The organism is Chitinophaga sp. YR627 (assembly GCF_900114995.1).
In the GTDB taxonomy this organism is placed as follows: domain Bacteria; phylum Bacteroidota; class Bacteroidia; order Chitinophagales; family Chitinophagaceae; genus Chitinophaga.
Map to the genome: position 1 here is coordinate 576569 of NZ_FOUX01000001.1, position 21010 is coordinate 597578.

Below are 21010 nucleotides of genomic sequence, written 5' to 3' on the forward strand. Positions count from 1 at the left end.
ACCAGTCTGTTCCAAAAGCGTTCGGTTATCTAAAAATTATTCGAAAGAATATCAATTATTTACGATTTCAATGGAGTTAAACTTTCAGAATATTTTGAAAGTTCGAATATTAATAGCTAGGTTTGTATCACAAAAGCAACCTTCTGCCAGTCACCTGAAATGAACCCGGTATGAACACAATCGCCTACATCATTTATCTCCTGATCACCTACCTGATAACTGTGCGTGTTGGTCTTGTTTTCTTTCGTAACGGTAGGATTTTTATACTTGGTCTGCTGAAGGACGATGTGACTCTCACAGACGCTATTAACCGCATCTTACTGATCGGATATTACCTGGTCAATCTGGGATATGCGGCACTCATGATCAGTACCTGGAGTACTATTCACAATTGGATGGAACTGTTTCTGTCGATCACCGTGATGACCGGAAAGATAGTGATGACACTGGCTGTCATGCATTATATCAACATGCTTGTTATTTACTTTATCAGTAAAAGAAATAAAACAATTCTTCACCCTTAAAACACTGTTGTATGGAAAGAACGCTCAATTTCACCGCTTACCTGATCTATCTGCCGATCGTTATTTTTCTGACATGGTATGTAGCACATACTTTATTCAAAAACAGTAAAGTATTTATGCAGGATATCTTTAACGGCAAGACGGATATTGCCCTGGCAACCAACAAACTTTTTGAAACAGGATTTTATCTGATCAATCTGGGCTTTGCTTTCTGGGTAATGGAGATCACGCATGGGCTGCTGGACAACCGGGACATGGTAGAAGCGCTTAGTACAAAAATAGGCGGCTTCTGTGTTAATCTTGGTCTCATGCTGTTCCTGAACCTCTATCTGTTCTTCAGAGGCAGAAGAAAAGCAAAAGCCCGTTATACACCACTGAGTGCAACTCCTAAAATAGAAGGATGATCCGCGGTCTGTCATTATCCCTATACCACCGGCCTTCCCTGTTTGTCTAATCCTCGGCTTCAGATGCTACGGTTTATGCCCTGGCATCTTTAGCGTTTCCATACATACAGTAAAACGCCTGCTCCGTTTCCGGAACAGGCGTTCGTTTTTTTAGTAAGCGTCGTTTTACCGTATCAACAGTTTTTTAGTAATGACCTTTTCACCGTAGGTGAACTTCACAACATATATGCCTTTCGGCAACTGCGGAAGATTCAGTCTCACTTCCGGTTGTGCCTTCGCTGCATATACCTGTCTGCCGTTCAGATCATACACGAACAGCTGTCCCTGACCGCTGTAGTTGGAGATGATCACTTTGGCCTGACCATCCGTAGCAGGGTTAGGTAAGATCTGTATGGATGGTTCTTTCAGCTTGGTAACGACTTCTTTGGTAACTGCTGCCGCCACCGCTGCCGGTGAACTATTGGCCAGTATCACCGTACCATATCCTGAAGTGTTTTCATAGTTGAACAAAGTGCCAAACCATACCGCCTGACCATCACGTGCGCCACCATTATCATCATCGTCATACGCAGCATCAAAACCGAAGGATACGCCTGCTGCAGGAGTGATGTTCAGCTGTGACCATGGAATACTGATCTCCACTGTGTAACCACCAGTGATCGCAGCATAGGCATGTTGTACGCCTGTTACAGCTGTTTTACTGAATAGGGAACTGCTGTTGTATGCTTTGATGAACTGGTTATCACGTCCGTCAAAAGTGCTTAACTTATTGTTGTTTGCATCGATGAAGATTTCAACGGCATCATTATCCCATGGATCAGGGGAATCTGAATATAGGGAGCCGTCCAGTACTCTTACACCGATATACAAATTGTTTGCATCCCACAGTACGCCGAAGGTTGCTGTGTTATTAGGTGAACCGGTCGTTACTTTACTGATCGATTGTGACAGATTCCAGCTGCTTTCATTCAGATTACCATTTACCGTGATCGTACCGGTAGCAGGACGTGCCTGTATCGTACCAGGTTGATTTGGATCGACAACAGTACCTACTGTTACCTGTACCTGATCACTGGAAGAGAGTGTACCATCACTGACGGTCAACTGGAACACATACGTACTGCCGTTTGTCAGACCGGTGATCACAGGATTGGCGATCGCCGCGTTGCTGATAGTGGCGGCAGGACCGCTTACCTTTGTCCAGCTATAGGTTACGACGTTGCCTTCAGGATCAGAGCCGGCGCCTTGTAGCGTGACTGTTGTTGTGTTGGCTGCCAGCGTAACGTCAGCGCCCGCGTTTACCACAGGCGGCTGATTCTGCGGTCCGCTACAGGTGGTCAGGTATACCGTACCAAATACAGCAGGATTAGAGAATGCGGTTGTATTCGTAGCAAATGAAGCGATCTGCGCGTCGCGTGTTCCATTGTTATCATCGTCATCGATTTGTACATCCAGTCCGATAGGTTTGCCTATAGCTGGTGTCGTTCCGATGGTTGTCCATGGAATGGCCACTTCCAGGTTATAACCGGTGGCAGTTGTATATTGTCTGAAGTTGATACCTGTTGTTCTGGTTACAGAATTAGAACCGGTATGTACCACATTGTCATTCCAACGGAAGCCCAGCTGGAAGTCGTTCGCACCGTCGTAGGCACTTCCTTTGCTATTATCACCATCCAGGAATATCTCTACTACATCATCCTCCCACCAGCTGGCGCCGGAGTCGGAAATCCGGGTCGCATCATTGACCTCTACCAACAGATAAAGGTTGGTATTATCATACATAGCGCGCCATTTACCGGCATAATCGGATGGTAAACCACCCAGCACCACATTACTGATATTTCTTACCGGCGCAATCGACCACGCTGCATCGATCGTATTGTCAATGACAGGGGCCGTGCCGGATACCTGCGCAATGACTGGCGATACGCAGGGAGGATTATCATTATCAGCAATATTAATGGTCGCAATGGTGTCGCCACCCAACTTATATGAAGCATCCGGTTTTAAGGTCAGGCGTAATGTTTCCGGACCTTCAAACACGGCGTCGTCTACCGCTGTAACGTTGATCACTGCGGATGGTTGTGCCGGCGTCAGTGTGATCGTGCCGCTCAAAGAAGGATTGGCATTGTAATCACTGGCGCTGGCTGTACCAGATACTGCATATTTTACATTGATACTCTGTGACAGGGAAGAGGTGCTGACAGTGAATCTGCCGGCAGCGCCGCCTTCTGCTGCATTCGGTAAAGTTGCTGTGATATTCACGCCGGGCAGTATCGTCACCTTACGGGTAGCCGTGAAATTACCACTGGCGGTCGTTACGGTAATATTGGCCGTGCCGATGCCTACAGTGGTCACTTTACCGGTGGCGTCTACTGTCGCCACAGATGGATTGGAACTGCTCCAGGTAACGTTTTTGTTGGTCGCATCGGAAGGGATAATATCAGCAGATAGCTGTAATACTTGTCCCTCTGTAAGGGTGGTATCATTCGCTGGTTTGATATTCACGCCTGATACAGGAATGTTGATGTTCTGGATGATCAGCTGGAAGCTGTTATTCCGGTTAAGATAAGCGCCTGATTCCGCATTGGTGACGGTCAGGTTGTTGAATGTCGCTGTCTGTGAACCTGCCTGTACATAGAGTCCGAAACCGCCATAGACATCAGAAGGAACGTCTCTTACAACAGGATCGAGTCCGGTACCATCGATGGTAGTATTATTGAATACGAGGTGATGCAGGTTATTGCCGTAAATCTGGATACCGTCGCGTTGTGAGCGCAGAATGGTATTGTTGTCGAATTGCATATTGAAAATACCGGTGCCGCCTGCATAGAATTCGATCGCACCTCTTTTCTGGTCCCACAGGTCATAGCTCGTGCCACAACCGATCATGGTGTTTTCATATACTTTGATGAGATCACCAGGATACTCAAACGTAAAGCCGGGGAAGTCGTTGGTAAAACGTATGGCGGAGCCACCTACACCGTCTTTGATCAGGTTGTGATGGATCTCATGTCCGGTACCGCCGAATAAAGCGATGCTGCCTGCACGCCAGTTGTTTTCGATGGTATTGTACCGGAAGATGTTGTTGCGGCAGGTAGCGTTATTACCCGCTGCATTGGCAGGCCATACCGCCAGACCATCATCACCGTTATTCCTTACGCTGGATTGTTCCACTACGGAATTGGAAGTACCCTGACAGAAGTTTACGCCATCTGCATAGTTGTTCCGGATACGACATCTGGATATCACGAGGTTATTGGTGATATCGATCGGATAAGGAGGATCGTAACCAGCTATCCAGAAACCACATTCAAAATGCTCCACCCATATGTCATGGATACGGGAACCGGAGCCGTAGGTACCCATGAAACCCTTATAGGTCTTGTACATTTCACCAGGGAGTCTGGGATTGGATTCGTCATATTTCAGACGGTCATTGTTGATAGTACTAAGTGTAAAATTAGAGATCTCTACGTTGCTGGCACGGCCCATAAAGCCGCCATAAAATTGTTTGTCGGTGGAGAAATTAACGTCTGTGTACCAGATGCCTGCGCCCTGGATTTTCATGTTGGTCACATTCAGGGCCAGTTTATCGCTCAACAGGAAACGACCTGCCGGGATATAAACATGTTTACCCTGTGAGGCCGCTGCGGCGATACAGGCATTGAATGCGGCAAAATCGTCTGTCTGGTCATTGGCGGTAGCGCCATAGTCCGTAACAGACAGGAAATTGGCCGGTAGCGGTAATGCGGCAGGAACAGCTTCCACTTCCACAAAGTCGACGCCATAAGTAATGCCGTCGTTATTGTCTTTGCGGATACTGAGTTTGTCGCCTACATTCATCGGCGCATCGAGCCGGAAATGGACTTCGTCAAAGCGCATGAAGGTCTTTCCTCCCGGTGTCTGCACAGGATCGGCAGCAGGGAAATACTGGTAGGCCCAGTAGGATGAGAGGTTGATCGTACGTACTTTAACGCCGTTGACATACAGCCCCAGGGTACCGGTACGGCCTGCGCCTGTATTGTCATCGGGCATGGTAAAACGCAGGTTGACCCCTTGTGCGGGCTGCGTAAGGGTCCATTCAACACCAGCGCCATTTGTCGCAAGACTGACATACTTCTGGTCAGATGCTTCGGAGGCGATTTGTGTCTGAATGAACTGAGGTGATTGCTCAAGGGCTGCACCTCCATCCAAGGCTGCATTTTCTGCTTCATAACGGGTGTAAGGCAGCTGGTACGCGCCACGGGGTAAACCGTCGCTTTGCGCCAGCAGTGCGCTACTTTGCATCAGTAGCAGTAAACAGCATATAGTCTGGTACCAGAAGGGAATTTTCTTCAGGTACCTGAGCCAGGCAGGACCAGCCTGCGTAATGGACGCGGAATGCTCCGCTTTCGAGGGAAAAGAAACGGGTTTTCTCATTATGGTAGGTATTTAGAGACAGGAGTGTTTTCCAGGGGCCTCTCATTTTCAACAACGTGGTAAAGTTTTCATCCGTGGTAATCTCAAAGGAAAAGAAGTCGGCTGAAATGGGCAAGTAGTACGGAGAAAATATAGAAAATACGGGGGCATATCAGGAGCTATTTTTCTTTAATTTTCTCATTATCAGTATGCTGTAGATATATAAGCACCTTAATTGATATAGGCGTTTTGGAGGGTCTCTGCCCTCATGAGCGGGATGTTTCCCCGGTTTTTCATGTCATTTTTTGGCCGGATATTTTGTTTAATTTAGCGCTACCTATGAAATACCTATACCATGGAAATTAAAGCTCGTTTCTCCCAGATCGGATATGTCTTGTTAGGAGTGTGGGGCCTGTTTCTTGCAGCGATGACATTTTTGGAATATAGTCCCTGGGTGTTGTTTACTTATATCGCATTAACGGTGTGGCTGATCGGCGTCAGACCATTTATCTTTACCATCCGGCTGGATAAAGAAAGGATCACTATTACGTGGTTCAAGTTCTTTATTAAGCGAACGACCAGCAAGAATATCCAGCACATCAGACTGGAGGTGGTTTATCCTGGTGTGGAAGAAAATCCGGAGGAAGCGATCCTGCATATCTTCAACGGAACCAGATGTATACACCAGGTGTATGCGAACCGGGGATTTGAAGAAGCAGACTTCAGAAGGCTGATCGTTAAACTGGAGAAATTTAAGATCGCAGGACAGACGATCAGTAATTAGGAATTGTATAATGAGGAATTAGGAATTGGAGTGCAGGGGAGATGGACGAGGACAGCGATTGGTTAATTAAGGATTAAATATTAGATATTACGTGAAACTTGGTAGAGAATATACAGCACTGTGGCATTGGGGGAAGATTGGCCTTTCGGCACTGGTATTGATAACGTCTATCGTTACCCGTACGGGTAGTATGTATGCGATTTTGACTTTGTTTACCATGGTGATTATGCTGGCGGGAGGATATAAGCGGACATTCACTATTGTACTGGATAAGGGTACGCTGGTACTTACTGGGGTGAATTTAATTTTCAGAACAGTTGTCAGCTATAATGTGCAGGACATCTGGATGGAACTCATTTATTCAGGATCAACAGGGAAGGCAACGGATGCCATGCTGAATGTATTTGAAGGAAAGAAATGTGTACGCCAGGTACATGTGAAAGAGGGATATACAGAAGAAGCATTCAAAAACCTGATCACCGCTTTCTATGTGATGAAGACCTCGTCAGCGGCCTGATATTTATTATTTACCCTGTTGATAGCAGATAAACAGGACGCATCGCCGCTATATACCCGACGTATACGTGGACTTGATGGCGAGATGATGCCTCGCAGTTCTTAAGTGTGCAATGATGAATAGTTTAGCTATATGGTATGGGAAGAGGCAATACTTTCTCTATTGCGGGGAGGCTCCGCAGTTATCCGGGAAATCGGGGATTCAAAAAGTAAAGTGACAATCTATCATAGTAACCATTTTATATCTTTCGGGCGGAAAGTCGTCTATTCTCTTTTAATAAATACGGGAGACTGATGCAGACAGACATCAGCAGCAATAAACTCAGACAATTTATATGAAAAATGCTGCTGTACATGAGCGGCTTTATGGAAAGTGCTTCCTCTTTCAGGCGTGATAACCGCTATGATATCGGCAGCTACATATTTTCTATCACAGGAAGGTACACCATGCCGGAACGCTCTCACCTGGACTGTTATCACCAATACACCTGTACTACTCTGGTCTACCTGTAACGTCGTGCCCGCAAAATATTCACCGGGCGTTAGCATCATCCCAGTTGTACTGCTATGTATGATGCGCTGTGTAGCGAAACTGACATTAGCAGTGATCACCTTCAATTCAAAGGCGATGCAATCTTTGATTGCAGGCAGTATCTGTGCAGGAATATGCACCAGGCCTTCCGGTGAACATGCAGGTACTGTTGCAAAGAAGCGGTCAATGCCTGCATGCTGATTGAAACGAAAGCCCCTGAGCGCTGCCTCATAGTTCCTTCCATTCCTGATAAATGCCCTGTTAAGACGATTGACGTGTGTCCCGTCCGGAAGTATGTCCATTTGCTCATACAGCGCATGGCGGATGAGGGCGCCTTTTCTACTCGCGATGCCGAAGCGCTGCGCTGCATGCCGGGTATTCTCCGTTTGTCTGACCGTTTCAGGCGCACTGCGCAGAAAGTGCTTGTCTTTTCGTTGATAACCGATCATGTTACCGATTTTGCCGGTGAAGGTGATCAGCGAGGTTTGTCTTGCCATAAAGATATATCTGGTTATACATAAATATACGGTAAAGAATTCATGAGTGCTGATGTGCTGTTTTGACCGTCCTGCAATCGTCGTCGTATCAGCTGTGAACGTTCTTCAACCTGCTTACAGACCTATTTGATAATAACAAACATTACCCGAATACATATTAGCGAATATCGAAAATAATCACTGCTGTCATGGCTCTTTTCTATCCTATAAAAAAGTCTGAAAATAAATAACTGTATTTTTGACATTTATATTATATTCAACCTTGAATTTCACCGTTAGCATGAAAAACGCCGGAGGTACTGACCGGCCAGGAACTGTAGTGCAATTAACAAACCTCGAAAAAACACACAACTAAACCCAACGTTATGAAAACGCTCTACGTACTCGTAGTGCTGTTGCTATTTGCCTTCCTCCAGGGCTTTTCGCAGCAGACAAACAACGTTACTTACTCAGGAACAGTAACAGATTCCACAGGCATTCCCATTCCGGGCGCCACCGTATCAGTGAGGAACAGTAACAAAGGAGTGGTCACGAAGAATGATGGTTCGTTTTCCATTCAAGCCATGCCCGGCGCGCTTATTTCCGTCAGCATTGTAGGTTTCCAGACAAAGGAGCTTGTCCTGGGAAAAGAAACAAAATTACAGATCACTGTTTCTTCACAGGCCAGTAATCTGACAGACATTGTTGTAGTAGGTTATGGTACGCAACGAAAGGCCTCCGTTACAGGCGCCGTTAGTACCCTTAAATCGGACGATCTCGTACGAACGCCTGCTACTACTACCTCAGCTGCCCTCGTGGGAAAAATGCCGGGTATAACAGCCCGCGCTACTGATGCCCGCCCGGGTAACGGTACCAATCTTCAAATCCGTAACCTGGGTACGCCGCTCTTCGTTATCGATGGGGTGCCTTACACCGGTAACACGGCTGCATCCGCCTTTGGATTAACCACCGGTTCAGGACAGGATATTTTCAATACACTCGGTCTTGAGGATATTGAAAACATCACCATCCTGAAAGACGCTTCTGCTTCCATTTATGGTTTACGCGCCAGTAACGGTGTGGTACTCGTAACCACCAAGAAGGGAACGAAGAACGAACAGCCCCGTATTAACCTGTCAGGTTATTACGGTTTCCAAAACTTTACGCGTTATCCTTATCCGGCGAATGCCGGACAATATGTACGCGCACTCGTAGAGTCAGAACAGAACCTCGGCCGTGATCCTTCGCTGCTGTATACGCCCGGTGAGCTCGCGAAGTGGGAAACGGGTACAGAAAAAGGTTATAAGAGTTATGACTACTACAAGGAAGTACTCCGCCCTAATGTACCTCAAAACTACATTAGCGCGAATGCTTCCGGTGGATCACAGCGTACCAGTTATTATATGTCTGTCAGCAGACTGAGTCAGGATGCGCTCGTCAAAGACTTTACCTATGAACGTACCAATCTCCAGGCTAACCTGGAGGCCAGTCTGGCGAAAGGATTAAAGGTCGGCACACAGATCAGCGGTCGTCTTGAAAAACGTCACAACGTCGGTGTACCTGGGCTGGATGATTATTTCAACCCCTTCCTGAGTATCTTCAGTATGTGGCCTACAGAGAGCCCTTACGCGAATGATAATCCGAATTATATCCATCAGACGCACAACGTAAACGTTAACCCTGTTACCTACAGAGATGACGTGACCGGTTATCTGGATGAATGGTGGAGAGGGATGAACGTCAACTTAAATGCACAGTACGATTTTGATTTCGGTCTGAGTTTAAAAGGTGTATACTCCTACAACTATCTCAACGAGGAGTTTGACGGATTTGAATATACCTGGAACGCCTATAAATACGATGCGAACACAGATAACTATTTTACGGAACCGGGCTTTGGTAACCAGAACCCATGGCGTGAAAGACATAAGCGAAATGTCATCTCCCGCTATGCGCAGTTCCAGATGAGCTATGCGCGTAAATTCAATAACCACAATATCTCTGCTATTGCGGCGTATGAGTTGTCAGACTATGAAAACTCATATTATGTGGTACATACGATTCCTACCAACAATTACGTACCTGTGCAGTACCTGGTGGAACAGGACTATCTTTCTGATGAGTGGAACCTGGAAGCCAGAGCAGGCTATATCGGCAGGATTAACTATGACTACAAATCCAAATATCTGCTGGAAGTACTCGGCCGTTATGATGGTTCTTACCTCTACGCCTCAGGCAAACGCTGGGGCTTCTTCCCGGGTGTGTCGCTGGGTTGGAGGCTCTCTGAAGAACCCTGGTTGAAAGGCAAGTTTGGTAATATACTGAATGACCTGAAGCTGAGGGCTTCCTACGGCGAAACAGGTAGTGAGATCGGCTTTTCAAATGGTAATGCGCCGAATGCATTTGACTATCTCGCCGGTTATAATTTCAACCAGGGCGGTGCTGTCATGAATGGTAGTTATGTGATCGGTCTGCGGCCACGTGGTTTGCCGGTAACAGAACTCTCCTGGGTGAAGAATAAGAACTTCAACATTGGTCTTGACTTTACGTTGCTGAACAATAAGGTCAGTGGTCAGCTGGATGTGTTCGAACGTCGTCGTTCGGGACTACCTGCGGCCCGTTATGACGTGTTGCTGCCAAGTGAAGTGGGTTATTCGCTGCCGAATGCGAATCTTAATAAGGATGCGACACGTGGTATCGAAGGTATGGTTACTTACAACGGCACCTCCGGTGATGTGCGCTATTCCATCGGCGTTAATGCTACCTATGCGCGACTGAGAAGTGTCAGTACTTACAAACCACGTTTTGGTAATGCATGGGATAAGTACCGTAACTCTATTGAAGACCGCTGGTCAAATATCACCTGGGGCTATCATGTAACCGGCCGTTTTGAGTCAGAAGAACAGATCAAAAACTATGGCATTGATAATGACGGACAGGGTAACCGTACCGAACTGCCGGGTGATTTTATGTATGAAGACGTGAATGGCGACAAGATCATCAACGGACAGGACCAGCGTCCTATCGGGTATGCACAGGGGGCGCAGCCTTATGTCAGCTTTGGTATCAACAGTAGTGTATCCTGGAAAGGGATCTCCCTGCGTTTTGATTTTGCAGGTGCAGCGATGCAGTCTTTCCTGCGTGACTGGGAACTGCGTTATCCTTTCCAGAACAATGGTTCGTCTCCAGCCTATATGCTGACCGACCGTTGGCACAGGGAAGACCCTTATAATGCAGACAGCAAATGGGTGAGTGGTAAATATCCTGCTATCAGAAAGGATAACACCACTCATGTGAACTACGCTGTAAACGATTTCTGGATCACCAACGTAAGGTATATCAGTCTGAAAAACCTCGAACTGGCTTACAACTTCTCGCGCGAGTTTGTGAAGAGGATCGGTATTTCCGGACTGCGTGTGTATGCCAACGGAACCAATCTGTTCTCTATCGACAATGTGAAAGAGTATGAGATAGATCCTGAGATCGGCTCTTCCAATGGTCTGGTATATCCGCAGCAACGATTGTACAACTTCGGTTTTAACGTATCCTTTTAATGCATCTTAACCCGCTAATCATGAAACGAGTTTATATATACTGCCTGATGGCAACGGGACTGTTCCTGCTGACCAGTTGTATGAAAGACTGGCTGGACAGAGAACCACGCACCATCCTCTCTGATGAGCAGGTATGGAATGATCCTAAACAGATCGTCGCATTGCTGGCGAACTTTTATGACAGGATACCTGCGGAGAGCGGTTTGACAGACGTCAATAATGAGGGCGCTGACGGACGGCTTTTTCAATGGCGTAATCTGGCGAACTATGATGAGGGAATGTGGAGTGGTCAATCCAATGAAGATGGCCGTAATAACATCACTTCCTATGGCTATGACAGCTGGTATCTCTGGAATTACACCTACATCAGGGATATTAACCTGGCGCTGGAGAACATTGAGAAATATGGCTTAAAGCTGTCAGAGGCTTCAAAGAAACAGTATTCCGCTGAACTACGTTTCCTGCGCGCACTGAATTATTTCAACCTGGTGAAAAGACTGGGCGGCGTTCCGCTTGTCACTAAACAGCTGGTGTATGATTACTCCGGTAACGTGGAAAATCTCCAGCAACCACGTGCAAAGGAATCAGATGTCTATGATTTTATTGCTTCAGAAGTAGATGCGATCAAAGATCTGATCGGCAATGACGGTAGTACTACCCGCGCCAATAAATACACGGCGCTTGCATTAAAGAGCAGGGCCATGTTATATGCAGGATCGCTGGCAAAATATAATGGGCTTATGGCAGCGCCTATCACAACGGCAGGTGGAGAAGTAGGTATTCCGGCTTCCATGGCTACTGGCTACTATCAGAAGGCACTGGATGCATCCAAAGAAATCATCAACAGTGGTCCTTATACTTTGTATAAGAACAATCCTGATCTGGGAGAGAACTTCTATGAAGCAGTCACGAAGAAGGCCAATAACAGGGAAGTGATCTTTGTGAAAGACTTTCTGCTACCTACCCGTAAGCATGTGTTCTCTTATGACAATATTGCGCGTGGTATCAGAGAAGATAATCTGGGCTCTTCTTCTGTCGTTCCTTCGCTGAACCTGGTAGAAGCCTATGAATACAAAGATGGTACAAATGGCGCACTAAAAACACGTACTGCTGACAATACAGACTATATCTACTACAACAGTGTAGCAGATATCTTCACCAATAAAGATGCACGGTTGTATGGTACGGTCATCTATCCGGGTACGTCTTTTAAGAGTCTGCCGGTATCTATTCAGGCGGGCGTGCTGGTATGGAATGCCGGCCGTAATGCTTACGATATCGTGGAGGGTAGTGACCTGGGTACCACTTACACGGATGGTAAGTTGCTGACGGGTACTTCTGGTCCGCATCGTTCTATCCAGGAGGTGTCCAATACGGGTTTCTATCTGCGTAAGTTTATCGATGCGAATGACAAGACCAGTACCCGTGGTGTACAGAGTGATGTATGGTGGGTGTGGTTCCGGCTGGGTGAAATTTATCTGAATGCGGGAGAGGCTGCTTTTGAGCTGGGACTGACAGGAGATGCTTTGCTTTATATCAATACGCTGCGCGAAAGAGCGGGTTTTGGTCCTAATAGTCTGACAACACTGACAATTGATCGTATCCGCAATGAGCGCCGGGTAGAGCTGGCGTTCGAAGATCACCGGTTATGGGATCTTAAACGCTGGAGAACGGCGGATAAGGTATGGAATGGCAGTACCTCCAGTCCGGATGCCATGATCTATGCCTTGTATCCTTATCGTGTGATCCGGCCGGGAGATGCTGCGAGGGATGGCAAGTATGTATTTGTGAAGATGGTTGCACCCCGTTTCAGGGCGCCCCGCTTTTTCAGACTGGGCAACTATTATACTGCCATCAATCAGTCGGTGCTGAACAACAACCCGAAGATTGTAAAAAATCCATTCCATTAACCTGTTAAAACGAACTGACATGATCAGATTAATATCATCATACGTCATTACACTGTTGCTGCTGTTGATGGTGAATGGCTGTAAGAAAGACAACTACGAAAAGCCGTCTTCCATACTTACCGGTAAAGTGGTGTACGATAAAGAAGCAGTGGGCCTCCGCTCAAATGGTGTGCAACTGGAACTCTGGCAGCACGGTTTTGAGCTGTTCACGAAAATACCTGTCTATGTAGCGCAGGACGGTACCTTCTCCGCCTCTTTGTTCAATGGTACCTACAAACTGGTCCGCCTGCCAGGTAACGGACCATGGGTGAATAATACCGACTCTATTGACGTAACCGTCAATGGTAATACGGTGGTAGAGGTGCCGGTACAGCCTTATTTTGTGATCAAGAATGCGACAATCAGCAAATCAGGCACGACGGTGACCGGCACATGCTCTATTGGGAAAATAGCCAATGGCGGTACACTTGAATCAGTAACATTGTTTGTGGGTAAAACAAATATAGTTGACGCCGTAAACAACCTGGGATCTGTGGCGGTCAACGGAAGCGATATTACGGATATCAATGCGCCGCTTACTGTCAGTCTGACAATTCCAGGCAGCCTTTCGGGGCAATCATTTTTCTTTGCACGTGTAAGTGTCAAGACAGCAGGCGTTGCAGAGCATATTTACTCGCAACCCATTAAAATTGAATAGGTAGGACTCATAATCATAAATAACGGGCCCACCTGGAAGATCATATCTTTCGGGTGGGCTTTGTAATGATCTGTAAACCAATTGAACAAACCAAGTAGCATCTTTTATTTTAAAATATTAATTTTATTCAAAATGCCGCAGATGTACCTGGACTTATTGAAGCAGAATATCCTATCCCGATGGAAACAAGCCTTTGTTGAATTTGACCTTTTACAGGAATTTAAAACTCAAATAGCCACTGAAAAATATATCCCAGGTTACAGGTACGATCTCGATGATTATGGTACTCCCGCTTTTTTACAGCCAGATGAAAAGATATTCCCGGTAGGAAATGTACGTGAGTTAGGTGATTATCACTTTTATGGTCTTGCGGAAGACGGAATGCCCTGTTATACATCTTATGGGAAACCGGCTAACAATGTATTCTGGGCAGGTTATTATTCGTACGGTAAAGAATGGGTGGAGTATATAGAATACAATCTTGAGACGCAGATACCCTCCGGCATTAAACGCATCCGCTTTGATGAAAATGGTCAGAAAATAGCTTATCAGTCATTAATGGTGAATGGAAGAGGCATTGGGGAAGAATATGCTGATATGACCGCTGAGGAAAAGATGAGCAGCATTGAGAGTTATGAGCATTCTTTGTTCTGTAATATCGAACAGTATGAGATCATCGACGGCCGTATTGCGAAGGCGGATTGTCTGGGAATTGTGCCGGGCGTAGGGGAGATCAAGTACGAGAATTTATACAGGTACGGGGATGATGGTATTCTTGATGAGATCAGGATGGTGTATGAAAACGGAGAGAATGAGCTGGCGTATGTGAGGCCGGACACTAATCTGGATATACAATCCCTTATGAGCACTGTTGCGGAGAATATGGCGGTTGCTATTGTCGATACGCTGGAAGAGCAGGAAGTAGAAACGCCATTGTCTTTGCTTGAACTGAATTATCACTACGCGGATACTTATATCCCTTCTTTATCGCCACGTTCAGTAGCTGTGACAAGACAGATTTCCCGGCAGCATCCAGATGAAGATATTTTTGATCTGATATTCTTAGCTACGGAGCTGGACCATGCCTATCTGGAGGTCAATCGTGAGAAATTTGAGCGTCCTTTTACACAGCTCATCAAGATCATCAGTAAGGAAGAGAAGTGGGATATGGGGGCTCTGATGCTGCGTAAAGTAGCGCATATACTGACCACGAATAAATTATTCGGGCGTATACCTGTAAGCGACGAGTTTGCTGCTTATGCGGTAGACTGGAGTGTAGAAATGGAGGATTTTGAGGATGTGCTGCGCGAATGTGGTGCAACCGGTGCTACGATCGCTGCCTGGAAGGAGCGGGGCTGGCTATAACAGAAAGTATTGTTTCAAGATCTCTTTCATCAGGGAAGGGGTGAGGGGTTTATTTTTAAAACCGGCAACGCTGGGATTAAGGCTGGCTCTGTGTTTGTCTTCCGGATTGAGTGAGGTGGTAAGCATGACCACGACGATCTTTCCTTTTTCTTCGGGTTGCAGTTTCTCATATTCATCCAGGAATTCCCAACCATTAAGGCCTGGCATATTGATATCGAGCAGTATCAGTTCGGGTTGCTGACAGGAAGCTCTTTCCACACAACCTTTCAGATAATCCAGGGCGTCGGCGCCATTCCATGAAATATGTACATGGTCCGTACAATCCAGACGTTTTATGACCATCTGATTAATAAAATTAGTTGCTTCATCGTCTTCGATGAGCAAAATGGAGTTGAGTTTCCTGTTCATGCCGGGTTAGTGGTTGGTTGGTTATACCGAAATAATAAAATAGAACTTACTGCCTTCACCAGGAATAGAGTCGACCCATATCCTGCCGTTATGCATGGCGACAATCTTTTTACAGTGTGCGAGACCGATGCCGGTCCCTTCATAAGCTGATTTACTATGCAGCCGTTGAAAGATTTCGAAGATCTTATCACTGAATCGCTGATCTATACCGATGCCGTTGTCCTGGAATTCGAAGATCCAGCCATCATCGGTCAGGCAGGCTGAAACGTTTACATACAGTTGCTGGTCCTTCTTTCTGAATTTAATGGCATTACTGATGAGGTTCTGAAATAAGAGTTTCAGTTCCATCGGGTAAGCACTCAGTACAGGTAGCTGTTTTACGTTAATGATTGCGTTACTGTCTCTGATCGCTGATTGCAGGTCGGCCAGCACTGTTTCCATGATCACATTACAATCTACCTGGGGGTCCAGTTCTGCTTTCCCTAAGCGGGAATAATCAAGCAGTCCTTTGATCAGCTGACTCATGCGGTTCACGGACTGTAATATAAAATGCAGGTAGGTATCTGCTGTCTCGTCTAGTTTGCCCTGATATTGGTCTGAAATCATTTCTGCCAGGCTGCTGATAGAACGTAAAGGTTCCTGCAGGTCATGCGAGGCAATATAGGTGAATTGTTCTAGTTCGCTGTTCTTTATTTCAAGTTTTTCCGTGTAGAGGCGGCTGTTTTCTTCTGCCATTCTCCTCTCGGTGAGGTCATGTGTTATTTTCAGAAAACCGGTGACCTGTCCTTCCCGGTTATGCATGGCCGTGATGGTCACATTGCTCCAGAAGAGTGCTCCGTCTTTTCGTACCCGCCATCCTTCATGTTGTACCCGGCCGTCTTTTACTGCGGAGTGCAGGAGTTGTTCCGGTACCAGACTGGCTCTGTCACGGGCCGTATAAAATAAGCGGAAGTTTTGTCCGATGATCTCGCTGGCTGTATATCCTTTGATCTTCTCAGCTCCTTTATTCCAATTGAGGATGTTACCGTCTATGTCCAGTAACAATATGGCATAGTCTTTCACTTCCTCTACCATGTTCTGGTAGTTGTCCCGGGTTTGTTTTAATTCCAGCCTGGCTGCCCGTAACGCTTGTTCTGAATCCTGAAGTCGTTTACGTAGTGCGCTTCTCCTGTTCATGTTCTTACTTCTCCTTACCTCACAAAAAAGGGTTACAGCCACTGAGGGCTGTAACCGGATGTTCTGAAATAACCACTCTTCTGGGGGGATGTTTAATCAAAAAGTTTACAACACTGCAAAACGAAAAGAAAGACTAATTATGTTATATAAGTATAGGTGAAAGCATACCGATAACAGCTATTGAAAGCAAGCTGTCAAAAACACATATAATATTGTCCCGTTAAAAAAATTGTCCCCTCAAAGAATGCTGCTGCTATATCAAACAGATATAGAATTATTATAATTGATGTTGGTACATACGTATGGCCTGTGATTATGGATTTGAGAATGGGAAAAATAAATGAACTTTTTTCGGCGCAAGGTGTTTTTGCGCCTATCTTTGCGATCGGAACAGACTTTAAATCAATTAATCATGGAATTCGCACAACCTGACCGGGAGATCTTTCAGCAGTTGGTGACAATGAAAATGCCGTTTGGTAAATACAAGGATGTATTGCTGTGCGACCTGCCTGTTTCCTATCTGGAATGGTTCCAGCGGAAGGGGTTTCCGGATGGTAAACTGGGGATGTTACTGGCGACGGTCTATGAGATAAAATTGAACGGCCTTACGGGGCTGCTCACTCCCCTTAAAGGGAAATAGTTGCTATGATCAATGATCAGTTCAATTCTTTGAATACCACAATACCATTGTGACCTCCAAAACCGAATGTATTGCTCATCGCCACACGTACTTTCTTATGTATTGCATCTTTCAGCACGATCTGTAAGCCTGCAGGTATAGCAGGGTCCAGTTGTGTCGTATTGATAGTTGGCGGAATAATTCCATTTTTTATACTGAGGATCGAAGCAATTGCTTCAATGGCGCCCGCAGCTCCCAGGAGGTGTCCGGTCATGGATTTCGTAGCGCTGATGGATAAATGATCAGGTGCGTCTCCAAACAGGCTTCTGATGGCTGCCAGTTCGCTCAGATCGCCTACCGGTGTGGAGGTGGCATGTGCGTTCATATAATCAACGTCTGTTGGTTCCAGATCGGCATCTTTCAAGGCTAATTTCATGCCCTGTAAGGCTCCCTTTCCTTCCGGATGTGTGGCTGTCATATGATAAGCATCTGCTGTCATGGCGGCACCTACCAGTTCAGCATAGATATGTGCGCCTCTGGCTATTGCATGCTCATATTCTTCCACTACCAGTGCTGCAGCGCCTTCTCCCATCACAAAACCGTCTCTGTCTGTATCAAACGGTCTGGAACCTGTTGCCGGATCATCATTGCGGGTAGACATTGCTTTCATCGCACAGAAACCACCTACGGAAGCTTCTGTAATAGGTGCTTCAGAACCACCTGTGATGATCACTTTTGCCTTACCAAGACGGATGTAGTTGAGTGCATCCATAATAGCTGTATTAGACGTTGCACAGGCTGATACGGTGGTATAGTTGATACCCATCAGTCCGAAGCGGATAGAGATCATACCTGAGGCCATATTGGCGATCAGCTTAGGTACGAAGTAAGGATTGAAACGTGGCACATAATTGCCCACAGTATATTCCTTTACCTGTTCTTCGAAGGTGAGCATTCCACCTTGTCCGGAGCCCCAAATCACACCACTGTCAAATGGGTCCATCTTTGAGAAATCCAGTCCGGAATCAGTCACTGCCTGTTGAGCAGCCACCAGTGCATATTGTGTAAAGGGATCTGTCTTGCGTATATCATTGCGGTCCAGTACACTGGCCGGGTTAAAATCCTTGAGTTCACAGGCAAACTGCGTCCTGAATGGATCCGGATTGAACTTCGTAATGCGTGCAGCTCCGCTCTTACCTGCTACCAGGTTGTTCCAGAAATCAGCCACGTTGTTGCCAATCGGAGTAAGTGCGCCAAGGCCGGTGATGACTGCTCTTTTAAGTGTTTGCATGTATCTTGTTTAATTAAGAATTAAAAATTATGAATTAAGAATTGTACACGAATTAAGAACTACGAATTGGATATTATGGGAGTCCTTTTATATAGGAAGGCTCACCAATTCTTAATTCTTAATTGATAATTCTTAATTTTTCTTCAGGAGGTCTTTATATAACTGACCACTTATTTTACCATATGTTTTTGGTCCCATGACCCTGCTCATCAGCAGCGATGCGAGGAGATTACTCAGTACCAGTAATGCCCTGTCATAAGCATCGCCATCAAATGCAAAGAACCCCTTTTTCCGCCCGTTTTCGAGGCATTGGGAGGTCCAGTTGGCGAAAGCTGCTGACATTTCTGTCACCTTTTCCTGTAAGGATTCGGGGAAGGTCTTATAGTCAGGTGACAGGGTACCCATCAGACAGACCAGTCCCTCTTTGTGTTTTCTGTTAAATGTCTCGAACAACTGTTTCAGCTGTTTATCTTCCGGCATGCCGGACCATTTGGCTGTATGCTCCTTAAAACGTTCAGTTTCAAAGTCTACCACCGCCACACCCAGGTCGGTTTTGGTAGGGAAATGATAGTGAATGGCCGCATTTTTTATCTCCAGCGGGTCAGATATGTCTTTATAACTAAAGGCATTGTAACCCTTAGTCCTGATCAGCTGATCTGCCAAAGCGATAATTTTCTCTCTTGTGTCCTGCATAGAAAGCAAAATTACTTACTTGTAAGTAAGTAAGCAAATATTTTCAACTGGCACTCTTTTGGTGCATATCTGTACATTTATTATCACGTAAAATTGTCTTCAATATGACTACAGCGCGTAATCATGATAAAGAGATCGTAAAGACATTAGAGCAGTTCCTTACCGGAGGACATGCACATGCCACCTTCGAGGATGCAGTAAAAGGTTTGCCTGCTGCACTCAGGGGAGAGGTGCCTGAAGGAATGCCTTATAGTATCTGGCAACTGGTAGAACATATCCGCATTACCCAATGGGATATTCTTGAATTTTCCCGTGATGCAAAACATACATCTCCCGACTGGCCGGAAGGATACTGGCCGAAGGAAAAGGCCCCGAAAGACGAAGCTGCCTGGAAGCATAGTCTGGCGCAGATTAAAAGTGATCTGAAAGAATTCGTAGCGCTGTTAAATGATCCTGATGTGGATCTGTATAAACCATTTGCGCATGGAGATGGACAGCATCTGTTACGGGAAGCAATGTTGATCGCAGATCATACCAGTTATCATACCGGAGAGATCATTGTACTCAGAAGACTGCTGGGGGCCTGGAAATAGGGAAGAAGATTCATTAAACAGAAAGAGGCTGTTCACTTTAATAAGCGAACAGCCTCTTATATTTTTCTGCATTATACGCAAAGCCACATATTATCTGCAAACCATTTACGATTATCGAAGAAGTTAGCAACCGTTTCAAAGCCTGACTGTACAGCCAGTTGCTCTGTTGTTTCAAGGTCATACTTCTGGGAAATCTCCATGTATATGTATTCGTGCAGACCGAAATGGAATGTTTGTCCGCCGACAGTCACATCCTGTTCTTCCAGGCTCACCAGGTAGCTTTTACAGGCTCCTGTACCGGGATCGTAGGTCGGATAATGGTCAAACTTCGTGATATCAAAATTACCTCCCAGTTCGCGGTTAATACGCTTCAGCAGGTTAAGGTTAAAATCCTTTGTAATCCCTGCGCTGTCGTTATAAGCGTCGAGTATGATCTGTGGATGTTTTTTCAGGTCGAAGCCGATCATCACCAGATCTCCCGGTTGCAGGTAGTTCCTTAGCTGACGGGCGAATTTTCTTGCTTCTGCCGGTGTAAAATTACCGATGTTACCGCCCATGCAGAGTACTACTTTGTTTTTATCTGACAGCACATTGGCTTCCTGCAGCATGTCAAAGTATTCACCATGTAAACCATGTACTTTTAGTGCCGGTAACTGGGCGGGCAGGGATTGCTCGAGCTGAGTAATCACATTGCCGGATATATCAACAGGGTAGTAAGTAAAATCTTTACCGGTGTTCAGTAATTCCCTGAGCAGGTGTATGGATTTTGTCGCATCACCTGCGCCCAGTTCCACTACGTCAAAGCGATTGGTATAAGAGAGGATGGTCTGGCTGATAGCAGCTGACTGTTCCTGCAATATTTCCATTTCGCAGTTGGTCGGATAGTATTCATGGCAACGCATGATCTCCTGGAAGAGGCGGTCGCCCTCGGCATCATAAAAATATTTGGAGTCCAGGTACTTGTTTTTTGCACTGAGTCCGCGGATCACATCCTGTAAAAAGATCTCCTGCTGGTCCTGTTTGACAGGAACTAATACCGTATGCATTACAGAGGTGGTGGCCATAAT

The 21010-nt window shown here is 46.0% G+C and carries 17 protein-coding genes; 10 read left to right on the plus strand and 7 right to left on the minus strand.

Annotated features, from left to right (window positions below; translation table 11 throughout):
* The first annotated feature begins 170 nt into the window (after positions 1-170).
* On the plus strand, positions 171-524 hold the full coding sequence (locus BMZ72_RS01940; protein ID WP_089804712.1) for a hypothetical protein: 354 nt from the start codon (positions 171-173) through the stop codon (positions 522-524).
* 11 nt (positions 525-535) lie between these two features.
* Entirely contained in the window at positions 536-928 is a 393-nt protein-coding gene (locus BMZ72_RS01945; RefSeq protein ID WP_089804713.1) for a hypothetical protein, read from the plus strand.
* A 165-nt stretch (positions 929-1093) separates the two neighbouring features.
* Here the strand turns inward: BMZ72_RS01945 and BMZ72_RS01950 are convergent, their stop codons facing one another.
* The gene (locus BMZ72_RS01950; protein ID WP_089804715.1) at positions 1094-5350 is read right to left on the minus strand and encodes a sugar-binding protein; all 4257 of its coding nucleotides are present in this window, start codon (positions 5348-5350) and stop codon (positions 1094-1096) included.
* Between the two features lie 334 nt (positions 5351-5684).
* Here BMZ72_RS01950 and BMZ72_RS01955 point away from each other — a divergent pair, with 334 nt between their 5' ends.
* Entirely contained in the window at positions 5685-6113 is a 429-nt protein-coding gene (locus BMZ72_RS01955; RefSeq protein ID WP_089804716.1) for a hypothetical protein, read from the plus strand.
* A gap of 91 nt (positions 6114-6204) precedes the next feature.
* Entirely contained in the window at positions 6205-6630 is a 426-nt protein-coding gene (locus BMZ72_RS01960) for a hypothetical protein (protein ID WP_089804718.1), read from the plus strand.
* Positions 6631-6893: 263 nt separating this feature from the next.
* Here the strand turns inward: BMZ72_RS01960 and BMZ72_RS01965 are convergent, their stop codons facing one another.
* Positions 6894-7658, minus strand: a complete 765-nt coding sequence (locus BMZ72_RS01965) for a hypothetical protein (RefSeq protein WP_089804720.1) — start codon at positions 7656-7658, stop codon at positions 6894-6896.
* A gap of 365 nt (positions 7659-8023) precedes the next feature.
* Between BMZ72_RS01965 and BMZ72_RS01970 the strand changes: the two genes are divergently transcribed.
* The 4 genes from BMZ72_RS01970 to BMZ72_RS01985 all read left to right on the plus strand — a co-directional run bounded on the left by BMZ72_RS01970 (position 8024) and on the right by BMZ72_RS01985 (position 15163).
* Entirely contained in the window at positions 8024-11191 is a 3168-nt protein-coding gene (locus BMZ72_RS01970; RefSeq protein ID WP_089804722.1) for a SusC/RagA family TonB-linked outer membrane protein, read from the plus strand.
* Positions 11192-11211: 20 nt separating this feature from the next.
* Positions 11212-13101 carry a RagB/SusD family nutrient uptake outer membrane protein gene (locus BMZ72_RS01975; RefSeq protein WP_177222656.1) on the plus strand — a complete coding sequence of 630 codons (1890 nt, stop codon included), beginning with the start codon at positions 11212-11214 and terminating at the stop codon, positions 13099-13101.
* 19 nt (positions 13102-13120) lie between these two features.
* Positions 13121-13798, plus strand: a complete 678-nt coding sequence (locus tag BMZ72_RS01980; protein WP_089804726.1) for a DUF3823 domain-containing protein — start codon at positions 13121-13123, stop codon at positions 13796-13798.
* Positions 13799-13930: 132 nt separating this feature from the next.
* Positions 13931-15163 (plus strand): hypothetical protein, encoded by a 1233-nt coding sequence (locus BMZ72_RS01985; protein WP_089804727.1) that lies wholly within the window; start codon positions 13931-13933, stop codon positions 15161-15163.
* On the opposite strand, the gene BMZ72_RS01990 is transcribed toward BMZ72_RS01985, so the two are convergent.
* Both BMZ72_RS01990 and BMZ72_RS01995 read right to left on the minus strand, forming a co-directional pair.
* A complete protein-coding gene (locus BMZ72_RS01990; protein ID WP_089804729.1) occupies positions 15158-15571 on the minus strand; it encodes a response regulator in 414 nt (137 codons plus the stop codon). The genes BMZ72_RS01985 and BMZ72_RS01990 overlap by 6 nt on opposite strands.
* A 21-nt stretch (positions 15572-15592) precedes the next feature.
* Complete coding sequence (locus BMZ72_RS01995) at positions 15593-16747, minus strand: sensor histidine kinase (protein WP_089804731.1); 1155 nt, start codon at positions 16745-16747, stop codon at positions 15593-15595.
* A 412-nt stretch (positions 16748-17159) separates the two neighbouring features.
* On the opposite strand from BMZ72_RS01995, the gene BMZ72_RS02000 reads away from it, so the two are divergent.
* Positions 17160-17387 (plus strand): DUF3820 family protein, encoded by a 228-nt coding sequence (locus tag BMZ72_RS02000; protein WP_089807167.1) that lies wholly within the window; start codon positions 17160-17162, stop codon positions 17385-17387.
* 16 nt (positions 17388-17403) lie between these two features.
* Here the strand turns inward: BMZ72_RS02000 and fabF are convergent, their stop codons facing one another.
* Together fabF and BMZ72_RS02010 are read right to left on the minus strand one after the other, a co-directional pair.
* Complete coding sequence (gene fabF / locus BMZ72_RS02005; protein WP_089804733.1) at positions 17404-18657, minus strand: beta-ketoacyl-ACP synthase II; 1254 nt, start codon at positions 18655-18657, stop codon at positions 17404-17406.
* A gap of 132 nt (positions 18658-18789) precedes the next feature.
* Complete coding sequence (locus BMZ72_RS02010; protein WP_089804735.1) at positions 18790-19350, minus strand: TetR/AcrR family transcriptional regulator; 561 nt, start codon at positions 19348-19350, stop codon at positions 18790-18792.
* A 104-nt stretch (positions 19351-19454) separates the two neighbouring features.
* On the opposite strand from BMZ72_RS02010, the gene BMZ72_RS02015 reads away from it, so the two are divergent.
* Complete coding sequence (locus tag BMZ72_RS02015; protein ID WP_089804737.1) at positions 19455-19943, plus strand: DinB family protein; 489 nt, start codon at positions 19455-19457, stop codon at positions 19941-19943.
* 71 nt (positions 19944-20014) lie between these two features.
* Here BMZ72_RS02015 and BMZ72_RS02020 read toward each other — a convergent pair whose 3' ends face one another.
* Positions 20015-21007 (minus strand): L-histidine N(alpha)-methyltransferase, encoded by a 993-nt coding sequence (locus tag BMZ72_RS02020; protein WP_089804740.1) that lies wholly within the window; start codon positions 21005-21007, stop codon positions 20015-20017.
* Between the last annotated feature and the right edge of the window lie 3 nt (positions 21008-21010).